The sequence below is a fragment of the Aquabacterium sp. genome (assembly GCF_016195855.1).
Classification (GTDB): Bacteria; Pseudomonadota; Gammaproteobacteria; order Burkholderiales; family Burkholderiaceae_C; genus Aquabacterium.
The window spans coordinates 165899-182871 of the sequence record NZ_JACPYU010000022.1 but is presented as its reverse complement, the minus strand read 5'-3'; the positions used below and the strand labels follow the sequence as shown (position 1 = coordinate 182871).

Below are 16973 nucleotides of genomic sequence, written 5' to 3'. Positions count from 1 at the left end.
GCGAACCGCGCACACCGACGCAGGTACCGATCGGGTCAACGCGCTTGTCATGCGACAGCACGGCGATCTTGGCGCGCGAGCCGGCATCACGGGCGCAGCTCTTGATTTCCAGCAGGCCTTGCTCGATTTCGGGCACTTCCTGGCGGAACAACTCGATCATGAAGTCAGGCGCCGAGCGCGACAGCATGATTTGCGGGCCGCGGGCCAGCGAGTCCACGCCCAGCATGTAGGCACGAACGCGGTCACCGGAGCGCAGGTTTTCCTTGGGGATCATCTCGGAGCGCTTGAGGCGGCCTTCGACGCGGCCCGACTCGACGATGATGTCGCCCTTGTCCAGGCGCTTGACGGTGCCCACGAAAATCTTTTCGCCGCGAGACAGGAAATCGGTGAGCAACTGCTCACGCTCGGCATCGCGGATCTTTTGCAGGATGACCTGCTTCGCAGCTTGCGCACCGATACGGCCAATGGGCACGGACTCGATGGACTCTTCGATGTAGTCGTCGACTTCGATGTCAGGAATCTGTTCCTGGGCCTCAAACAGCAGGATTTCAGCGTCAGGCAACTGCAGACCAGCCTCGTTGGGCACCACGTGCCAACGGCGGAAGGTTTCGTACACACCGGTTTCGCGGTCGATCGCCACACGGATATCGACTTCGCCAGGGTACAGCTTCTTGGTTGCAGAGGCCAGGGCGGACTCGACCGCACCAAACACCACATCACGGTCCACGCTCTTCTCGCGAGAGATAGCGTCCACCAACATCAGCAATTCGCGATTCATTTCTTCTGACCTCCGAGTTCTTGCGCCTCATCTACGGCAACATCACCAGCAGCCGGGGTTGCCACCCGACCGCTACGCCCTTTGAAACTCACCTCAGGCACCAGACGCGCCTCGCGAATTTCATCAAGCGTGAAACCTAAAACCTCATCCACTTCCTGAGGCTGCACGATGCCTTTGGCCTGGTCCTTGGCCAACTTCTTGGCGGCCGTCTTGGACAGGGGCTTGTCGGCATCCGGCGCCTTGAGCACCAGTCCCCAGGCCTGACCCGATTCGATCAGGGCAGGATCCGCATCCTGTGATTGACACAAGATGCCACTGTATTTCTTGCGCCCCTGGAAAGGCACCTTCAGCGAGATCGCGACCTCTTCACCCACGAAACGCGCGAAATGCGCCGGGGTCTTGAGCGGGCGATCCACGCCGGGCGAGGACACCTCCAGGCGAGCGTAATCTGCGTCGATCGTTTCCAGTGCATATTGCAACTGGCGCGTGACCTTTTCGCAATCATCCACCGTGACCAGATCGCCGGGCAGATCGTAGGCCTGCTCAGGCAAGCGATCGATGTACACGCGCAGCAGACCTTGCGTACTGCGTTCGCAGTCCACAAGCTCGTACCCGAGGCCGGTTACGGTGGTTTCAACTACTTTGAGCCAGGTCATTCAGTCGTAAAAACGATCAGTCAAGCGATCTTCAAAAACGGTCGAGCAAAAAAAATGGGCTGGAAGACCCGCCCATTCGTGACAAACACGAGACGTGCTGCTTTGTGCCTTGCACCTGGCTTGCGTCAGGTGCGACCATGCAAAAACGTGGACCGAAGCTAACCAGTTCGATCGACTTGTGCAAAGCCAGGGGCTTGTCCGAAAGCAGCCAATCCCAGATTTTACCCTGAGGAACGCGCTCGATCAAGACTTCGGCCACAAATTCTCTTTTATGCACATTGCCATGCCAAAATCCGCGCCTGGTTTAGCACCCCTTATGGAGACCTCATGGGATTTCTTGCTGGCAAACGCCTGCTGATCACCGGCCTGCTGTCCAACCGCTCGATCGCCTACGGCATCGCCAAAGCGTGCAAGCGCGAAGGCGCCGAACTGGCCTTCAGTTATGTGGGCGAGCGCTTCAAGGACCGGATCACCGAGTTCGCCAAAGAATTTGACTCCGAACTGATCTTTGATTGCGACGTTGGCAGCGACGAGCAGATCGACGCCATGTTCGCGGACCTGGCCAAGGTCTGGCCCAAGTTCGACGGCTTCGTGCACTCGATCGGTTTCGCCCCCCGCGAGGCCATCGCTGGCGACTTCCTGGAAGGCCTGACGCGCGAATCCTTCCGCATCGCCCACGACATCTCGGCCTACAGCTTCCCCGCCATGGCCAAGGCTGCCCTGCCCTATCTCAATGAGCGCGCCGCGCTGGTGACCCTGTCGTATCTGGGGGCCGAGCGCATCGTGCCGGCTTACAACACCATGGGGCTGGCCAAGGCCTCACTGGAAGCCAGCGTGCGCTACACCGCATCGAGCCTGGGGCCCAAGGGCATCCGCGTCAACGGCATCTCTGCCGGCCCCATCAAGACGCTGGCAGCGTCAGGCATCAAGGGCTTCAGCAAGATCCTGAGCGTGGTGGAAGAAAACGCGCCACTGCGCCGCAACGTGACCATCGAGGACGTGGGCAACGTGGCCGCGTTCATGCTGTCGGATCTGGCTGCCGGCGTGACCGCCGAAATCACCTATGTGGATGGCGGCTTCAGCCACGTCATGGCTGGCGGCAACGACTGATTGCCATCTGGCGCAAACGCAGAGGCACCCTCACTGGTGCTTCTGCCGGTAAGCCGCCGGGGTCATGCCCACCACCTTCTTGAACAGGCGCCCGAAGGCCACCCGGTCCTGGTAACCCACGCGGGCCGCCACCTCAGGGACAGCCAGGCGCTCCGACTCCAACAAGTCCTTGCTGCGTTCAATGCGCACCGCCTGCAGATACTGAACAGGTGTCATGCCCGTGGCCGCCAGGAAGCGCCGCTGCAAGGTGCGCACACTGACGTGCACCTGGGCCGCCATATCCTGCAGCCCCCACTCCTCCTGATAGCGAGCCTCCAGCAGATCCTGGAGGCGTTTCATCTCCTTGTCTGCGTGGCGCCGCATGCCCAGTGAGGGCACGAAGCGCGATTGGGGGCCGCGACTCAGGTCTGTCACCAACATGGCCGCCAGCCCCCGAACTGTGGCTCGATCCGTCAACAGCTGCACGGCGAGCAGGCACGCGTCAACCCCAGCCAGCGAACCGCCCGAGCAGATCAGGCCGCCTTGCTGCACGAGGTTTTCGCCAGCATCGACCTGCACATCCGGGTAGCTGGCTTGCAGCCCGTCAGCCAGCAGCCAGTGCGTCGTCGCGCGCTTGCCCGCCAGACGTCCTGTCGCGGCCAGCATGTAGGCGCCCGTGCACATGGCCACCACCAGCACGCGCTCGGGCAGATCACGCAGGGCCGCGACCAGCCGGCCGTTGCACTTGACTGCAACTGCCCCCTGGGTCCACATGGAGGGCACCACCACCAGGTCCATGCCGGACAGCAGCGTGATGCCACCCTCCACCGTCAACTCGCCATCGGGATGGCGCACAGGTGCGCCGTCATCGCTCACCCGCGTCAACTCGAAGCGGTGCGCGCCCGGCATCAGGTTGGCCATGCGAAATACGTCCATCAGGAGGCCCAAGCTGGCCAGGCTGGCCTGCGCACAGACCAGCACACCCACCCGGTGAACACGCCGCTCCTGGCGCGGCACCTTGGCTTGAGCCGTCAGGCGGCCCGCTTTGTCCAGATCAGCATCAAAGATGTCCATTGCGCCAATTGTAGGGGCCCGTCACCCTGGACAGAATGACGCTCATGACTGCTTCGCCCCCAATGAACTCCGCTGACGCCGCACGCCTGACGCTCTACACCTTCGCCATGTCGCACTACAGCGAGAAGATTCGCTGGACGCTGGACCACAGCCGCATCCCCTACCGGGAGGTCTGCATGACGCCGGTTTTTCACATGGTGCCAGCCCTGCGCATGGGCAAGAGGGGGCAGACCACGCTGCCCATCCTCCAGACGCGTGCCAAAGCCATCCAGGACAGCCCCCGCATCCTGGACTGGTTGACCGAGAACCTCGGCCCACTGGATGTCCTGCCTCAAAGCGGCATGCAACAGATTCGCGCAGTGGAGCAGCGCTTTGACGCCATCGGCAAAGACGTGGCGCGCTTTCTGTATGCCAACAGCTTCGGCACGGCCGACGAGCACATCAAACGCCTGTGGACGGACTACGCCAGCCCCGGCCAAGCAACATTCATCCGCGGCGCCTACCCCGTCATCCGCTGGGCATTCAAACGCAAGCTGCACATCACTCCCAAGCGCAGCGACATCGCGCGCGAGCGCATCACGCAGGTCATTGACTGGCTGGAGGCTCAACTCAAGGATGGGCGCACCTATCTCGTCAATGACCGCTTCTCGGCAGCCGACATCACCGCCGCCGCTCTGCTGGCACCCATCGCCTGCCCGTCGGAGCACCCCGTCTATGGCGACCCGCAGTTCGCCCAGAGCATGGCCTCGGCCATCGCCCCCTGGCGCCATCGCCCAGCCCTGCAATGGGTCAGGCAGATCTATGCCTTGCACCGGGGCGAGCTCCAGGGCGGCGCGTTTTCGCCACAAGCCCAAAGACTGCGTGCCTGAATGACCTGGATCACGCCGATGATGACGCCTTGCCCTATGCACTACCCTGCGGGCTTGGCAGAATCAAAGCGTGTACCGGAGAAATCACATGGACAAACAAGAATTGGCAGCGTTGTTGAAGAAGCTGCAAGCGGAACTCGAATCGGGCCAGCCCGTTGATGGCCAACTCAAGCAGCAACTGCAGGCACTTGATCAGGATATCCAGAAGGTATTGGCGCAAGGCAGCCCTGTGGCCCGCGATGCCGACGAAGCCTCGCTGGGGGAGCGCGCCACGGAAATCGAGGCACGGTTTGCCAGCGAACACCCCTACCTGGCCAGCACACTGCGTGACGTGATGGACACGCTCGGCAAGATGGGCATCTGAGGTGGCGCTAGGGCGGCACAGCGCCCGTTTCAAACAAACAAGCGTCATAAACGCCCTGCGCAACCATCTGTTTTGCCAGAGCACGCCAAAATCATTCAGTCCGTTTCAAACAGACTGTTGTTTCGAGCGCTTATCACCTAGGCAAGCGCGGCCATGTGCGTCAGGATGCACCGATCACACACTTTCGGGAAACATCACATGACGACTTTCAAGCGTTCTGCAGTGGCCATTCTTCTGTCCGGTGTCGGTCTGGCTGCTTCGGCCATGAGCCCCGTTCAGGATCAGGATCTGAGGCAAATCAGCGGCCAGGACGGGGTGTCCATTGCCGGCGACCTCAACATCAACATCGGTTCCTTTGTCTACAAGGACACCGACCCCACCGGCGGCTCGGTCTCGTTCAACAACATCGGGATCAAAGGCATGTTCGTGATGACCATGGACATCCTGGATGCTGGAGAAATCACCACCTCCATCCTGCAGTCGATGACCAAGTACATCGGCTTTCGCAACGCGGTGCACGAGTCGGTGAAGCTGCTGCCCTATGACGCCGTTGACAACCCCACCGGCGCCGGCATCTACGACGGCGTGTCCGATGTGGTGCAGTTTGCCTTCCCCAACGCGCACCTGGACAGCCGCCTGACACCCAGCATCACGGTGGCGTCCATCACGATGGGCAACAGCAGCAAGTCGTTTGGCAGCTTTGCCATCAACAACATCGACATGCAAGGCACCAAGATCTGGATCTGGGCGCACTGATATCGCGCGCTGTCGGGTAGTCAGACGGGGCGACGCGGCACGGCGGCAAGCAAGATCTTCGTGTAGTCGTGCTGCGGGGCTTCAAGCACTGCTTGCGCCTCGCCCTGCTCCACCACCTTGCCTTGCTGCATCACCGCGACATGGTCCGCCAGGTAGGCGACCACGCCCATGTTGTGGGTGATGAACAGCAAGCCCAAGCCCAGTTGTTGCTGCAACTCGCGCAGCAGGTTCAGGATCTGAGCCTGCACGGACACGTCCAGCGCTGACGTGGGCTCGTCGCAGACCAGTACCTTGGGCTCCACGGCCAAGGCACGCGCAATGGCCAGACGCTGCCGCTGACCGCCGGAGAACTCGTGCGGGAAGCGGTTCAGCGCATCTGAGCGCAAGCCCACACGTTCGATCAACTCGCGCACGCGGGCCATGCGCTGATCTGTCGTCCAGTCAGGCCGCAGGATCAGCAGGCCTTCCTGCAAGATGTCCTGCACGCGCATGCGGGGGTTCAAGGAGGCGAAGGGATCCTGGAACACCATCTGCACCGAGCGGCGTGCATTGAACAACTCGGCCGATTGCATGGCAAACAGGTTCTGGCGGCCACTGCTGCTCGTCAACCAGGCTTCACCGGACACCTCGATCTGAGGCTGCCCGCGCAGCAGCTGCACAATCGCGCGCCCTGTCGTGGTCTTGCCGCAACCGGATTCACCCACCAGCGCCAGGGTACGGCCGGCGTGAACAGCAAAGGACACGTCCGACACGGCCTGCACGACATGACGCTGGCGGAACAAGCCGCCGCCCGAGGTGAAACGCACGTTCAGGCCCTTGACCTCCAACAGGCGCTCAGCCGCTGATTCGCCCGCGTTGCCGGCCGATCGCTCGGCCACCTTGGCGTCGACCGTCGCGCCGGCATCCTGCTTGCTCTCCACCGGGAACCAGCAACGCACCACGCTACCGCCCTGCCCCTCCAGGCGCGGCGCTTGCGTCTGGCATTTCGCCTGGGCGCGATCACACCGGGGCGCAAACCGGCAGCCGACAAAGTTCTGCCACAAGGGCGGCACGGTACCGCCAATGGCGGCCAACCGCTGCCCCCGCAAAGCCGCATCCGGCAAGGCCTGCAGCAGGCTGCGGGCATAGGGATGGCGCGGCTGCCGGAAAAAGCGCTCTGCAGGCGCCTCTTCGATGATCTGCCCCGCGTACATCAAGGCCACGCGGTGCGCCATGTCGGCCACCACGGCCAGATCATGGGTGATCAGCAGCAGCCCCAACTGGCGCTCGCTTTGCAGGGCTTTGAGCAAGTCCAGCACCTGCTTCTGGATGGTGACATCCAGTGCGGTGGTCGGCTCGTCGGCGATCAAGAAGTCGGGCTCGGCGGCCAGCGTCATGGCGATCATCACGCGCTGTTTTTGCCCCCCGCTCATCTCGAAGGGATAGCTGTCGATGCGACGCTCGGGCTCCGGGATGCCCACGCGCTTGAGCCAGTCGATGGCTTTGCGACGCGCGAGCGCACCGCGCAAGCTGGTGTGCGCCTCGATGGCCTCGACGATCTGATCACCCACGCGCATGACCGGGTTGAGGCTGGTGGCAGGCTCCTGAAAGATGATGCCTATGCGCCCACCCCGAACGCGGCGCATGCTGGACTCAGGCAGGGCCAGCAGCTCGGTGGGCTTGGCGTCCGGCACCTGGTTGCTCAAGGCCACACGGCCACGCGCCACGCGCCCGTTGTCTGGCAGCAGGCGCATGATCGCCAGCGCCGTCATGCTCTTGCCACAGCCAGACTCCCCCACCAGGGCGAAGGTTTCACCGCGTTGCAGGGTCAGGCTGATGCCATCGAGCGCCTTCACCAGCCCGGCGTCGGCCTCCAGCACCACTTGCAGATCTTGCAGTTGCAACATGGGGCTGATCCTCAGGCAGTCACGGCGGCAGCCGGACGTTTGACAGGGCGAAAAACGCGGGCTCGCGGGTCGAAGGCGTCGCGCACGGCATCGGCAAACAAGTTGGCCGCCAGCACGATGCTCACCATGAACACAAAGGCCGAGGCAAACGACCACCAGACCACGGGGTCGCGTGACATCTCGCCTCGGGCCTGGTTGATCATGCCGCCAAAGCTGCTCATGGACGGGTCCACGCCGATGCCGACGTAGGACAACACGGCCTCGTACAGGATCAGGCCGGAGAACTCGATGACGGTGGTGATCAGCACCAGGTGCATCACATTGGGCAGGATGTGGCGACGCATGATGCGCCAGGGTGTGGCGCCAAAGGCCGTAGCCGCCTGCACGTACTCCAGCTCGCGCAGCTTGAGGGTCTCGGCGCGCAGCAGGCGGCACAGGCCGGCCCAGCCCGTCACGCCCAGGATCACGCACAGCAGGAAGATCTTGAGGTCGGCCCGCTCCAGCCCCGTCTCGAACAGCTCAGGGTGCTTATCGATGAAGACCTGCATCATCAGCACGCACGCGGCGATCAGCAGGATATTGGGCACCGAGGAGAGCACGGTGTAGATGTACTGGATCACATCGTCCACCCACCCCTTGAAGTAACCGGCAGCAATGCCAAAGGCCAGCGCCAGCGGGATGGTGGCGATGGTGGCCAGGCTACCGATCACAAAGGCGGTGCGGATGCTCTTGATGGTGATGTAGAGGATGTCGTTGCCTGTGCGGTCGGTGCCCAGCACGTGGTAGCCCTGCCCCCAACTCAAGGCCACGCCCCAGGACAGCATCAGGGCCATGCAGCTGGCGGTCATCCAGGCAGCACGCCAGGCCAGGGGGTTGTCCTCGCCCATGCGTTTGCGCCACAGCGCAAACAACAGCAAGGCCAGCGTCACGCCACCTGCCGCGCCCAACAACAGGCGCTGCGCCACGTCAGGCGCCCAGCCCTTATCGGCGTCCTGCAGGCCGGCACCGCCATGTTTCAAGCGCGGGAAAGCCCGCTTGGGCAAGGCCGGCAGGCCGTTTTCGTCGAGCACCGGCTTTTCACCCAGCTTGGGCGGCACGGTCTCTTTGGTGAAGCCATACGTGGCCAAAGGCCGCGAATAGCTGTTCTCGCGGCTGTCGATGAGCTTGCGCAAACCCAGGTCCAGCACGGACAGGGTGCGCGTGTCATAGGCTTGGGCGCCTCCATTGACCGCGGGCAAGGCCAGCCTGAAATGCAGGCTGTCAGCCAGGGTCACGGCCAGCATCACGGCCAGCACCACGGCCGAAGCCATACCTGCTGGCGTCACGAACACACGCTGCCAGGTCGCGCGCAGCGACTCGTCCCGGCGCACGGCACGGATGTACTGCACCAGACCCATCAGCATGAGCCACAGCACCGCATCGGTCCACAAAACGACAAGCTTCAATCCCATGTGCGTTCTGCCTTATTGCATCCGGACCCGAGGATCAGCCCAGGTGTAGGCCACATCGATCAGGATGTTGGAGAGGATGTACAGCGCCGAACCCAGGAAGACCATCGAGCGCACGATGGCGAAGTCCTGGCTGGCAATGGCGTCGATCATGTAGGCGCCAAGGCCGGGGATGCCAAAGAAACTCTCGGTCAGCAAGCCGCCCATGAAAAGGCCGGGCAACAGCCCACCCGCGCTGGTGATGATGGGCAGCATGGCGTTGCGCAGCACATGCGCGCCCATGACACGCACTTCACCCAGGCCTTTGGCCCGCGCAGTGCGCACATAGTCCTTGCCAGCTTCTTCCAGAAAGAGCGTGCGGTAGAAGCGCGCTTGCCCGGCCAGGCTGGCCAGCAGCATCAAGCCGATGGGCAGCACCAGGAAGCGCAAGGCGTCCAGGCCATTGGCATAACCAGAGATGGGCGCCAGCCTGGCCATGCGTGAAAACAGGAACTGCCCCGCGATGATGTAGATCAGGCTGGAGATCGACATCATGAACACGCACAGCACCACGCCCCAGAAATCGATCCGCGTGCCCCGGAACATCACCAGCCACAGGGCAAAGATCACGCTGGCCAACAGCCCCAGCAGGAACAACGGCACGGTCAACTGCAGGCTCACGCCCATGCGCTGGCGGATCTGGTAGCCAATGTCGCCTGCGCTGGCGTTGTCTGCTCGCCCGAAATCAAACTTGAACAAGGACACCGAGCGGTCCCAGAACACGGTCTCGGTCAGCTTGCCCGCGCCGCTCACCTTGTCGTTGAACAGCATGGGCTTGTCATAGCCCCGCTCGACCTTCCACTTCTCGATCTGATCGGGCGTGACGCGCTTGCCACCGATGTTCAGGCGCGCCATGTCGTCCGGCGTGTTGACGGTGAAAAAGAGCACGAAGGTGATGAGGTTGACGCCGATGAGGATCACCAGGCCATAGCCGAGTCGGCGCAGCACGTAGTTCAACATCAACGCCTCCTGCTCAATGAGCCGCTGGCATCGGGCGCTTGCGCCGTCTGCATCTCGCGCGCCTTGACCATGCGCACAGCCCACCACCCCATGCCGGCCAATACCAGCACCAGCAGCACCAAAGGCCAGTAGACGGGTTTGTTCCACTCACGCAGGCTGCGCGCCCGTTCGGTGGTGTCGATGCGGTAGTACTGCGCCTGGTCACGCACCATGATGCTGGGTTTGCCGTTGTGCACCCAGCGGTGATAAGCCCCCGATGCATACGGGAAGTAGCCCCAGGACCACGGCGCGTCTTCTTGCAGGATGCGCACCATCTGGTCGATCACGGCCTGTTTGGCCGGGCCATCGTCCATGAAGCGCAGGCGGGCATACAGCTTGTCGTATTCGGGGCTCTGGTAGTTGGCCGCGTTCTCACCATCGTGAACCGACTTGGCACCCGGTCCGTACAGCAGAAAGAGGAAGTTCTCCGCGTCCGGGTAGTCGGCGAGCCAGCCCCAGCTGAAGATCTGGTGCTTGCCACGGCGCACCTTGTCCTGGAACTGGTTGTAGTCGGTGGCACGGATCTCCAGCTGGATGCCCAGCTTGGCAAACTGCTTGCTCGTCCAGTCCAGTGTGGCCTTGGCTTCCGGGGTGGCTGGCGCGCCGTAGTCATAGTTGAGCACCAGGGGCTTGCCTGTCTTCGCGTCACGGCCATCCGGGTAGCCGGCTTCAGCCAGCAGCTTCTTGGCATCCTCGATCGGGCGGCGCACGATCAGCCCGTTAACCAGCTTGTGTGTCACGTGGTTGAGGCCTTCAGGCGTGCCATGGCGGGAGCCGAACACCCCGCCCGGTAGCGGCCCCTGCGCGACCTCACCGGCTGCCTTGGGGAAGATGCGGTTGTACTCGTCCCAATCGATCGCGATCGACAAGGCCTGGCGCAGCTTGCGGTTGCGGATGCGTTGCTCAGGCGTGTCACCTTGCCCGATGACCGGGTCCAGCCAGTTGAAGCCCATGTACTTGCTGGACAAGTCCACATTGCGCGCCAGCACGATGCCCTTGTCGGTGAACTCCTTGTTGAAGTCCGATGAATCTTCCATCTGGATCTTGTAAGCCGTGCCGTAGCTCATCTGGTCGAACTCGGGGATGTCCAGGTAACCCTGACGGAACTTGGTGTCCTGAGGCACCGCTTCCTTCTCGATGTTGAAGACAATGGTGTCGATGAAGGGCGTTTGCTTGCCGCAATCGGCCAACCGCCCTTCCGCCTTGTCCTGGGCCGTGCCCTCACAGGGATACGGCTCGCCTCGGTAGTTCGGATTGCGCTTGAGCACATGGCGGCGGTCCTGCACGTACTCCCACATCATGTAGGGGCCCGTGCCCACAGGCCAGGTGTTGAGCGACAAGCCGTTGTCGGCCATACCAGGCTGGGCGTAGAAAGCATCGGCCTCCCAGGGCACAGGTGCCAGGAAGGTCATGGCCATCCAGTACTTCCACTGTGGGTACTTGCCCATGATGCGGATGCGCAGGGTGTATTTGTCCACGGCCTGCGCGCCCGCCAGCGGCCATTGGCGGAAGTCGAGAAACGGCTTGTCGCGGGTTGAGGCGGGCAGGCCGGCGCGCAGCTTCTTGTCCTCGGCGCGGATCAGCTTGCCGTAATCGGCCAGGCCCACCACGTATTCCGAGAAGGTGCCGAACACCGGCGCCGCCGTGCGCGTGGTGGCATGGCGCTTGATGGCGTAGACATAGTCCTCGGCCACCAGTTCGCGCGTGCCTTGTTGATCGAACTGCCAGGGGCTGCGCTTGTCACCAACTTGGGTGCGGCTCAAGTGGTGATAGAGGTAGTGGCCTTGCGCGTCCTTGGCAAAGGCCGGGTGCGGCGCAAACTGGATGCCGGGTTTGAGCTTGACTTCGTAGACGCTCTCGGCGATCTGGTCAGCCGGGGCATCATCAGGCAAGGCTTGACCTTGCTTGCCGATGTAGTGCGGTGCCACCACGGCCTGGGCGGCCCGCGGGATCAAGGTATAGGGGCGCTTGAGGTAGTGGTAGGCGTACAGCGGCTCGTAGACCTGGTAGGTGTACGGGGTCTCGTTGCTGCTGTAGGACGAGGTCGGGTCCAGGTACCGGGGCGAGCGCTCGTTGAATGCGGTGTACAGCGTGTTGTGCTCTGCGGCGCCCTCCGGATGAGGGCTGTTGTCGCAAGCCTGCAGCGAGCTGGCCAGAAGGCCGACTGCCAAAAGGCGCACAGGCCCTCGCAAACCTTGCCCGAAGGCAAGCAGCCAGTTCAGTGCGCGGAGGATGCTTTCCAGCCAAATGTGCATGGGCCTATTGTGGCTTGGCTTGGGCGGCCTTCAGCCCAGGGGGATCACCACATCACAAAAGCGTCGCGCCCTTGCACCACCAGATTGACCTGGCGCCCCAAAGGCAGCGTCAGCTTCACGGGAACGTGGCCAAACGGCAGGCCAGTCAGGATCGGTGTCTTGACCTGTGTGCGCAAGTAGGCGATGACCGACTTGAGGTTGTAGCCACGGTCCAGCGGCGACTTGCGGTACTCGGTGAAGGCCCCCAGCACGATGGCTTTTTGCTGCGCCAGCACACCGGCCTGATGCAATTGCAGCAAAGCCCGCTCGATGCGGTAGGGGTGCTCATTGACATCCTCAAGGAAAAGCACGCCACCTTTGATCTTGGGGAAGTGGGGCGTGCCCAGCATCGACTGAACGATGGCCAGGTTGCCACCCCACAGGCGCCCGCTGACTTCCAGCCCATCGGCGCCATGCTCGGTGCGGAAACCCACGGCCTCCAGCTCGCCGGTCATGGCCTCCACAAAACAATCCTGGGTGACGTCGTCACCACCCTCGGGGCTGTCTGCACGGCCAAAGTCGTCACAGGCCATGGGGCCGGCCCAGAAGCCCGCGCTCACGCCCTCACCCACCTTGGCCGGGCCTGCTGCCTTGTGCGCCAGGGCGCCCAGTTGCAGCGCCGTCACGTCGCTGTAGCCCACCCAGGCCGCGCCCTGCTCCACGCTGCGCGCCAGCAGCTTCCAGTCGATGCGGTCCAGCAGGCGGCTCAGGCCATAGCCCCCGCGGGTTGCCAGGATCACATCGGGCGCGGCTTGGGCAACGCGGTGGATGGCCGCCAGGCGAACACCGTCCTCACCTGCAAAACGCTGATGCTTGGTCAGTGCCGATTCGTCCACCGCGGCATCGAAGCCGAGCGCCTGCAGACGCTTGGCGGCCTTGCGGACAGGGGCAGCCGCCGGCACGATGCCGGACGGGCTGAAGATGATCAGAGAGGAGCGGGCTTCAGTCATCCCGCTATTCTGACCGAGCCAGCGCGCTCAGAGCCCGCTGCGCTGCGCCTTGGCCAAAGTCTTGACCTGAAAGCTGCCATCGTTGTCAAACAACCAGGCTTCGATCAGGCCGTTGCGGCGCAACTCGGCCTTGGCCGACTCACTCAAGGGGATGTGCGGCGCGCGACGCACCGTCTCAATCGCCCGGGCCAGCATCTCGGGCTGCTCATCGTTCGTGCGCAGCACTTCGGCGCGCCAGTTCTCGGATTCGTCCAGCTTTACGTTCAGCACGATCACCGCGCGCAGCAGTGGCTGGGGATTGCGGTTGTGCACCAGTTGGGGTGAGCCGTCGTACACCGCGTGGGCGAAGTCCCGCTTGATGTCGTCCGGCACGCCGGGAAAGGCGGGCTTGGCCACGGCGAGCAGCAAGCCAGCGACGAAACTGAAACAAATTGTTTTTGCCTGCATGACGGACTCCGAACAAGTGGGACACCTGTTCCCAGCAAGTCACACCGCACGAGGCCTGTCCAGTGGTCGATGAACGGGGCGCGTGAAGGATTTCTCGGCAACTTCGGAAATTGCAGCGGCATGCTGACCCGATTGAGTCGGCCAGCCGCCCTGAGCCACCTCACCGATGGGCAGCCGCGATCCCCGCCGGGCACCATGCTGTATCAATCGTTTACAAAGCGGGCCTCAAGCTTTTCTGAGTGCCACAAGCTTGCGCGCTTTTCATATATCCATAGAAGTAAATATATGTTTTACTCATAATTAAGCATAACGAAAATGCAGTCTTCGCATTAACAAACACCCCATATGAACTTCCAGCAACTGCGTTCCGTCCGTGAGGCCGTACGCCGTGGGTTCAACCTGACGGAAGTGGCCAATGCGCTGCACACCTCCCAACCCGGCGTCAGCCGCCAGATCCGGGAGCTGGAAGAAGAGTTGGGAATTGATCTGTTCGTGCGCGCCGGCAAACGCCTCACTGGCCTGACCGAGCCGGGCGCGCAGGTGCTGCCCATCATCGAGCGCCTGCTGACAGACGCCGAAAACCTGCGCCAGTCCTCACGCGATTTCTCCGAGCATGGCGTGGGCCCGCTGTCGATTGCCGCCACCCACTCGCAAGCGCGTTATGCCCTGCCGTCGGCCGTCAAGGATTTCAGGGAGATGTTCCCTCAGGTCACGCTCAGCCTGCATCAAGGCTCGCCGCAGCAAGTGGCCAACATGCTGATCAACGGTGAAGCCGACATCGGCATCGCCACCGAGTCGCTGGCGCAATACCCGCAACTGGTGACACTGCCCTGCTACACCTGGTCTCACGCCGTCGTGGTGCCGCCCAATCACCCCCTGCTGGACGGTGACCCCTTGACCCTGCAGCGGCTGGCGCAGTTCCCCCTCATCACCTACGACGAGGGCTACACCGGGCGCTCGCACATCGACGACGCCTTCAAGCGTGATGGCATCAAACCCTCGATCGTGTTGACCGCCATGGACGCGGACGTGATCAAGACCTATGTCGAGCTGGGCATGGGGGTGGGCATCGTGGCGGCCATCGCCTTTGACGAAGACCGCGACCTCAACCTGCGCGGCCTTGGCGCAGGCCACCTGTTCGCCGTCAACATGACGCGCCTGGCCTTCCGCAAGGGGGCCTTCCTGCGCAACTACGTGTACAGCTTCATCGAGACCTTTGCGCCACCACTGACACGCAAGGTGGTCGACATGGCTTCAGGCGCCGAGGCGGGCGAGCAGTTCGATATCTGATGACGCGCGGCGTGATCAGCCCTGGCGCGCGACCGAGTTCTGCCCCGCCAGGCGTGCACGCAGCAAGGCCGCACATTCAACCAGCCCGCCCAAAGCGGCCAGGCTCAATACGGCGACCTTGAAAACCTGACGACCAATGGTGTGATGACGGGCCATGCTGGCACTCCCGAGTCCGAATGGATGGAGACGGTAAGAGGCGCCTGTGACACACCTGTGACAAGGTGGGTATGCCACCTGTCGCACGCCTGACATCTGAGCAGGCTAGCTTGCTGGGTTTTGTTCGACTGCCCCAGCACGTCGCCCGACGTCACCCACAGCGTGCCCCAATCTGTCCTGCCTGAACTGGATGAACTGCATCGCCTGATCGAGCTGGGCGGCGCGCACATGGACACCCAGCTCATGTGCAAGGTCCAGATGGGCTCGCACACCTTTGACGTGCTGTCGGTCACCATGGGCAACCCGGATCCTGCAGCGCCGGCCATCGGTTTCTTTGGCGGCGTGCACGGGCTGGAGCGCATCGGTGCCGAGGTCGTGCTGGCCTATCTGGGCAGCCTGGTTCACCGCCTGAAGTGGGACAGCCTGCTGCACACGCTGCTGGGCGAAGTCCGGCTGGTCTTCATGCCCCTGGTCAACCCGGGCGGCCTGTGGCAAGGCACACGCGCCAACCCGCAGGGCGTGGACCTCATGCGCAATGCACCCATCGAAGCCAAGGAAGAGACCCCCTTCCTCATCGGTGGCCAGCGCCTGAGCGCCACCTTGCCCTGGTACCGCGGCCCCAAAGACGCGCCCATGCAGGAAGAAAGCTACGCCCTGTGCCAGACCGTTGAACACAGGCTGCTGACCAGTCCCTTCAGTGCCGCCATCGACTGCCACTCCGGCTTCGGCGTGCAAGACCGCATCTGGTTCCCTTTTGCACACACCTGCGAGCCCATTGCCCACCTGGCCGAGGTGCATGCGCTGCACCGCATCTTCGACCAGGCGCAGGCTTATCACCGCTATGTCTTCGAGCCGCAAAGCCTGCACTACCTCACCCACGGCGACCTGTGGGATCACCTCTATCTGCTGGCGCGTGCGCAGCATCCACAGCATGTCTTCCTGCCTCTGACACTGGAGATGGGTTCCTGGTTGTGGGTCAAGAAGAACCCACGCCAGCTCTTCAGCCGGCATGGCATCTTCAACCCACTCATTGCCCATCGGCAGCAACGCGTCCTGCGGCGCCACATGGTCATGCTGGATTTCATGACGCGGGCCGTGGCCAGCCACGCCCGGTGGCAACCTGACGAGCAGGAGCGCGACCTGCACCACCGCCAGGCATTGGCCCGCTGGTACCCGGAACTGCCTCACCGCAAACACAAAGGCTTGATCCGATGAGCACCTGGATATTGCTGCGAGGCCTGACCCGCGAACAAGGCCACTGGGGCGCGTTCGTGCCCACCTTGCTGGCTGCCCTGCCACCGGGCAGCGAACTGTTGACGCCAGACCTACCCGGCAACGGCGAGCTGCACGCTCAAACCAGCCCGACACGGGTGGAAGACATGGTCGAGGCGCTGCGGGCCGCGCTGGCCGAACAAGGGCACCGCCCGCCCTACAACGTGGTCGCCATGTCGCTGGGGGCCATGGTCACGGTGGCCTGGGCGCATGCGCACCCGCAAGAGCTCACGCGCTGCGTGCTGATCAACACCAGCCTGCGCCCCTTCAGCCCCTTCTGGCACAGGCTGCAGGCGCGCAACTACCCACGGATCTTCAAGCTGCTGCTGACACGCGCCAGCGCCGAAGCCTGGGAGCGCGCCATCATGGCCATGACCACACGCCACCCGGCAGACGCGCAAGCCACGCTGCAACATTGGCTGCAACTTCGGGCGCAGCACCCGGTCAGCACGGCCAACGGTTTGAGGCAGCTCTGGGCGGCCACCCGTTACCGGGCGCCGAAAGCCAGGCCGGCCATGCCCATGCTGGTCCTCAACGCGCTGGACGACCAGCTCGTCCACCCCAGCTGTTCAGCCGCCCTGGCGCAGCGCTGGCAACTGCCTTTAA

Annotated in this window: 17 protein-coding genes and 1 pseudogene; 7 read left to right on the top strand and 11 right to left on the bottom strand. The window is 63.1% G+C overall.

All coding sequences use genetic code 11. The annotated features are described in order from the left end of the window. The 3 genes from nusA to HY019_RS18725 form a co-directional block, all read right to left on the bottom strand. Positions 1-778: transcription termination factor NusA (gene nusA, locus HY019_RS18735; protein ID WP_290695067.1), on the bottom strand; the 778-nt coding region annotated here is incomplete at its 3' end. Then, positions 775-1434, bottom strand: coding sequence for a ribosome maturation factor RimP (gene rimP / locus HY019_RS18730; RefSeq protein WP_290695065.1), 660 nt, complete (start codon positions 1432-1434; stop codon positions 775-777). The genes rimP and nusA, both read right to left, overlap by 4 nt. Positions 1435-1465: 31 nt before the next feature. Further along, positions 1466-1693 (bottom strand): hypothetical protein, encoded by a 228-nt coding sequence (locus HY019_RS18725; RefSeq protein ID WP_290695063.1) that lies wholly within the window; start codon positions 1691-1693, stop codon positions 1466-1468. 68 nt (positions 1694-1761) lie between these two features. Here HY019_RS18725 and fabI point away from each other — a divergent pair, with 68 nt between their 5' ends. Beyond that, positions 1762-2544 (top strand): enoyl-ACP reductase FabI, encoded by a 783-nt coding sequence (gene fabI, locus HY019_RS18720; protein WP_290695061.1) that lies wholly within the window; start codon positions 1762-1764, stop codon positions 2542-2544. Between the two features lie 30 nt (positions 2545-2574). Here the strand turns inward: fabI and HY019_RS18715 are convergent, their stop codons facing one another. Further along, entirely contained in the window at positions 2575-3597 is a 1023-nt protein-coding gene (locus HY019_RS18715) for a helix-turn-helix domain-containing protein (RefSeq protein WP_290695059.1), read from the bottom strand. A 44-nt stretch (positions 3598-3641) separates the two neighbouring features. Between HY019_RS18715 and HY019_RS18710 the strand changes: the two genes are divergently transcribed. From HY019_RS18710 to HY019_RS18700, 3 genes are all read left to right on the top strand, one after another. Next, positions 3642-4466 (top strand): glutathione S-transferase, encoded by an 825-nt coding sequence (locus HY019_RS18710; RefSeq protein WP_290695057.1) that lies wholly within the window; start codon positions 3642-3644, stop codon positions 4464-4466. Positions 4467-4554: 88 nt separating this feature from the next. Next, on the top strand, positions 4555-4830 hold the full coding sequence (locus HY019_RS18705; protein ID WP_290695055.1) for a DUF4404 family protein: 276 nt from the start codon (positions 4555-4557) through the stop codon (positions 4828-4830). 198 nt (positions 4831-5028) lie between these two features. After that, a complete protein-coding gene (locus HY019_RS18700) occupies positions 5029-5586 on the top strand; it encodes a DUF6160 family protein (RefSeq protein WP_290695053.1) in 558 nt (185 codons plus the stop codon). A gap of 20 nt (positions 5587-5606) precedes the next feature. Here the strand turns inward: HY019_RS18700 and HY019_RS18695 are convergent, their stop codons facing one another. The 6 genes from HY019_RS18695 to HY019_RS18670 all read right to left on the bottom strand — a co-directional run bounded on the left by HY019_RS18695 (position 5607) and on the right by HY019_RS18670 (position 13649). Then, on the bottom strand, positions 5607-7472 hold the full coding sequence (locus tag HY019_RS18695) for an ABC transporter ATP-binding protein (RefSeq protein WP_290695051.1): 1866 nt from the start codon (positions 7470-7472) through the stop codon (positions 5607-5609). An 11-nt stretch (positions 7473-7483) separates the two neighbouring features. Next, positions 7484-8923, bottom strand: coding sequence for an ABC transporter permease (locus HY019_RS18690; RefSeq protein WP_290695049.1), 1440 nt, complete (start codon positions 8921-8923; stop codon positions 7484-7486). Between the two features lie 12 nt (positions 8924-8935). Continuing rightward, on the bottom strand, positions 8936-9919 hold the full coding sequence (locus HY019_RS18685) for an ABC transporter permease (RefSeq protein ID WP_290695047.1): 984 nt from the start codon (positions 9917-9919) through the stop codon (positions 8936-8938). Beyond that, positions 9919-12138 carry an ABC transporter substrate-binding protein gene (locus HY019_RS18680; RefSeq protein ID WP_290695045.1) on the bottom strand — a complete coding sequence of 740 codons (2220 nt, stop codon included), beginning with the start codon at positions 12136-12138 and terminating at the stop codon, positions 9919-9921. The genes HY019_RS18685 and HY019_RS18680 overlap by 1 nt, the downstream gene beginning before the upstream one ends. Before the next feature lie 119 nt (positions 12139-12257). Next, positions 12258-13202 (bottom strand): LD-carboxypeptidase, encoded by a 945-nt coding sequence (locus HY019_RS18675; protein WP_290695043.1) that lies wholly within the window; start codon positions 13200-13202, stop codon positions 12258-12260. Between the two features lie 27 nt (positions 13203-13229). Next, a complete protein-coding gene (locus HY019_RS18670) occupies positions 13230-13649 on the bottom strand; it encodes a hypothetical protein (protein WP_290695041.1) in 420 nt (139 codons plus the stop codon). Positions 13650-13994: 345 nt separating this feature from the next. Between HY019_RS18670 and HY019_RS18665 the strand changes: the two genes are divergently transcribed. Further along, a complete protein-coding gene (locus tag HY019_RS18665) occupies positions 13995-14939 on the top strand; it encodes a CysB family HTH-type transcriptional regulator (protein WP_290695039.1) in 945 nt (314 codons plus the stop codon). A gap of 15 nt (positions 14940-14954) precedes the next feature. On the opposite strand, the gene HY019_RS18660 is transcribed toward HY019_RS18665, so the two are convergent. After that, positions 14955-15095 (bottom strand): hypothetical protein, encoded by a 141-nt coding sequence (locus HY019_RS18660; protein WP_290695037.1) that lies wholly within the window; start codon positions 15093-15095, stop codon positions 14955-14957. A 162-nt stretch (positions 15096-15257) separates the two neighbouring features. Here HY019_RS18660 and HY019_RS18655 point away from each other — a divergent pair, with 162 nt between their 5' ends. Then, entirely contained in the window at positions 15258-16310 is a 1053-nt protein-coding gene (locus HY019_RS18655) for a M14 family zinc carboxypeptidase (protein WP_290695035.1), read from the top strand. Continuing rightward, positions 16307-16972: pseudogene (locus HY019_RS18650) on the top strand (alpha/beta hydrolase); the annotation flags it as partial. The gene HY019_RS18655 and the pseudogene HY019_RS18650, both read left to right, overlap by 4 nt. Position 16973 lies beyond the last annotated feature (1 nt).

Excerpts from the sequence above, each read along its gene's own strand:
- rimP (WP_290695065.1), bottom strand. The coding sequence starts at position 1,434 with ATGACCTGGCTCAAAGTAGTTGAAACCACCGTAACCGGCCTCGGGTAC.
- fabI (WP_290695061.1), top strand. The coding sequence starts at position 1,762 with ATGGGATTTCTTGCTGGCAAACGCCTGCTGATCACCGGCCTGCTGTCC.
- HY019_RS18715 (WP_290695059.1), bottom strand. The coding sequence starts at position 3,597 with ATGGACATCTTTGATGCTGATCTGGACAAAGCGGGCCGCCTGACGGCT.
- HY019_RS18710 (WP_290695057.1), top strand. The coding sequence starts at position 3,642 with ATGACTGCTTCGCCCCCAATGAACTCCGCTGACGCCGCACGCCTGACG.
- HY019_RS18705 (WP_290695055.1), top strand. The coding sequence starts at position 4,555 with ATGGACAAACAAGAATTGGCAGCGTTGTTGAAGAAGCTGCAAGCGGAA.
- HY019_RS18700 (WP_290695053.1), top strand. The coding sequence starts at position 5,029 with ATGACGACTTTCAAGCGTTCTGCAGTGGCCATTCTTCTGTCCGGTGTC.
- HY019_RS18695 (WP_290695051.1), bottom strand. The coding sequence starts at position 7,472 with ATGTTGCAACTGCAAGATCTGCAAGTGGTGCTGGAGGCCGACGCCGGG.
- HY019_RS18690 (WP_290695049.1), bottom strand. The coding sequence starts at position 8,923 with ATGGGATTGAAGCTTGTCGTTTTGTGGACCGATGCGGTGCTGTGGCTC.
- HY019_RS18685 (WP_290695047.1), bottom strand. The coding sequence starts at position 9,919 with ATGTTGAACTACGTGCTGCGCCGACTCGGCTATGGCCTGGTGATCCTC.
- HY019_RS18675 (WP_290695043.1), bottom strand. The coding sequence starts at position 13,202 with ATGACTGAAGCCCGCTCCTCTCTGATCATCTTCAGCCCGTCCGGCATC.
- HY019_RS18670 (WP_290695041.1), bottom strand. The coding sequence starts at position 13,649 with ATGCAGGCAAAAACAATTTGTTTCAGTTTCGTCGCTGGCTTGCTGCTC.
- HY019_RS18665 (WP_290695039.1), top strand. The coding sequence starts at position 13,995 with ATGAACTTCCAGCAACTGCGTTCCGTCCGTGAGGCCGTACGCCGTGGG.
- HY019_RS18660 (WP_290695037.1), bottom strand. The coding sequence starts at position 15,095 with ATGGCCCGTCATCACACCATTGGTCGTCAGGTTTTCAAGGTCGCCGTA.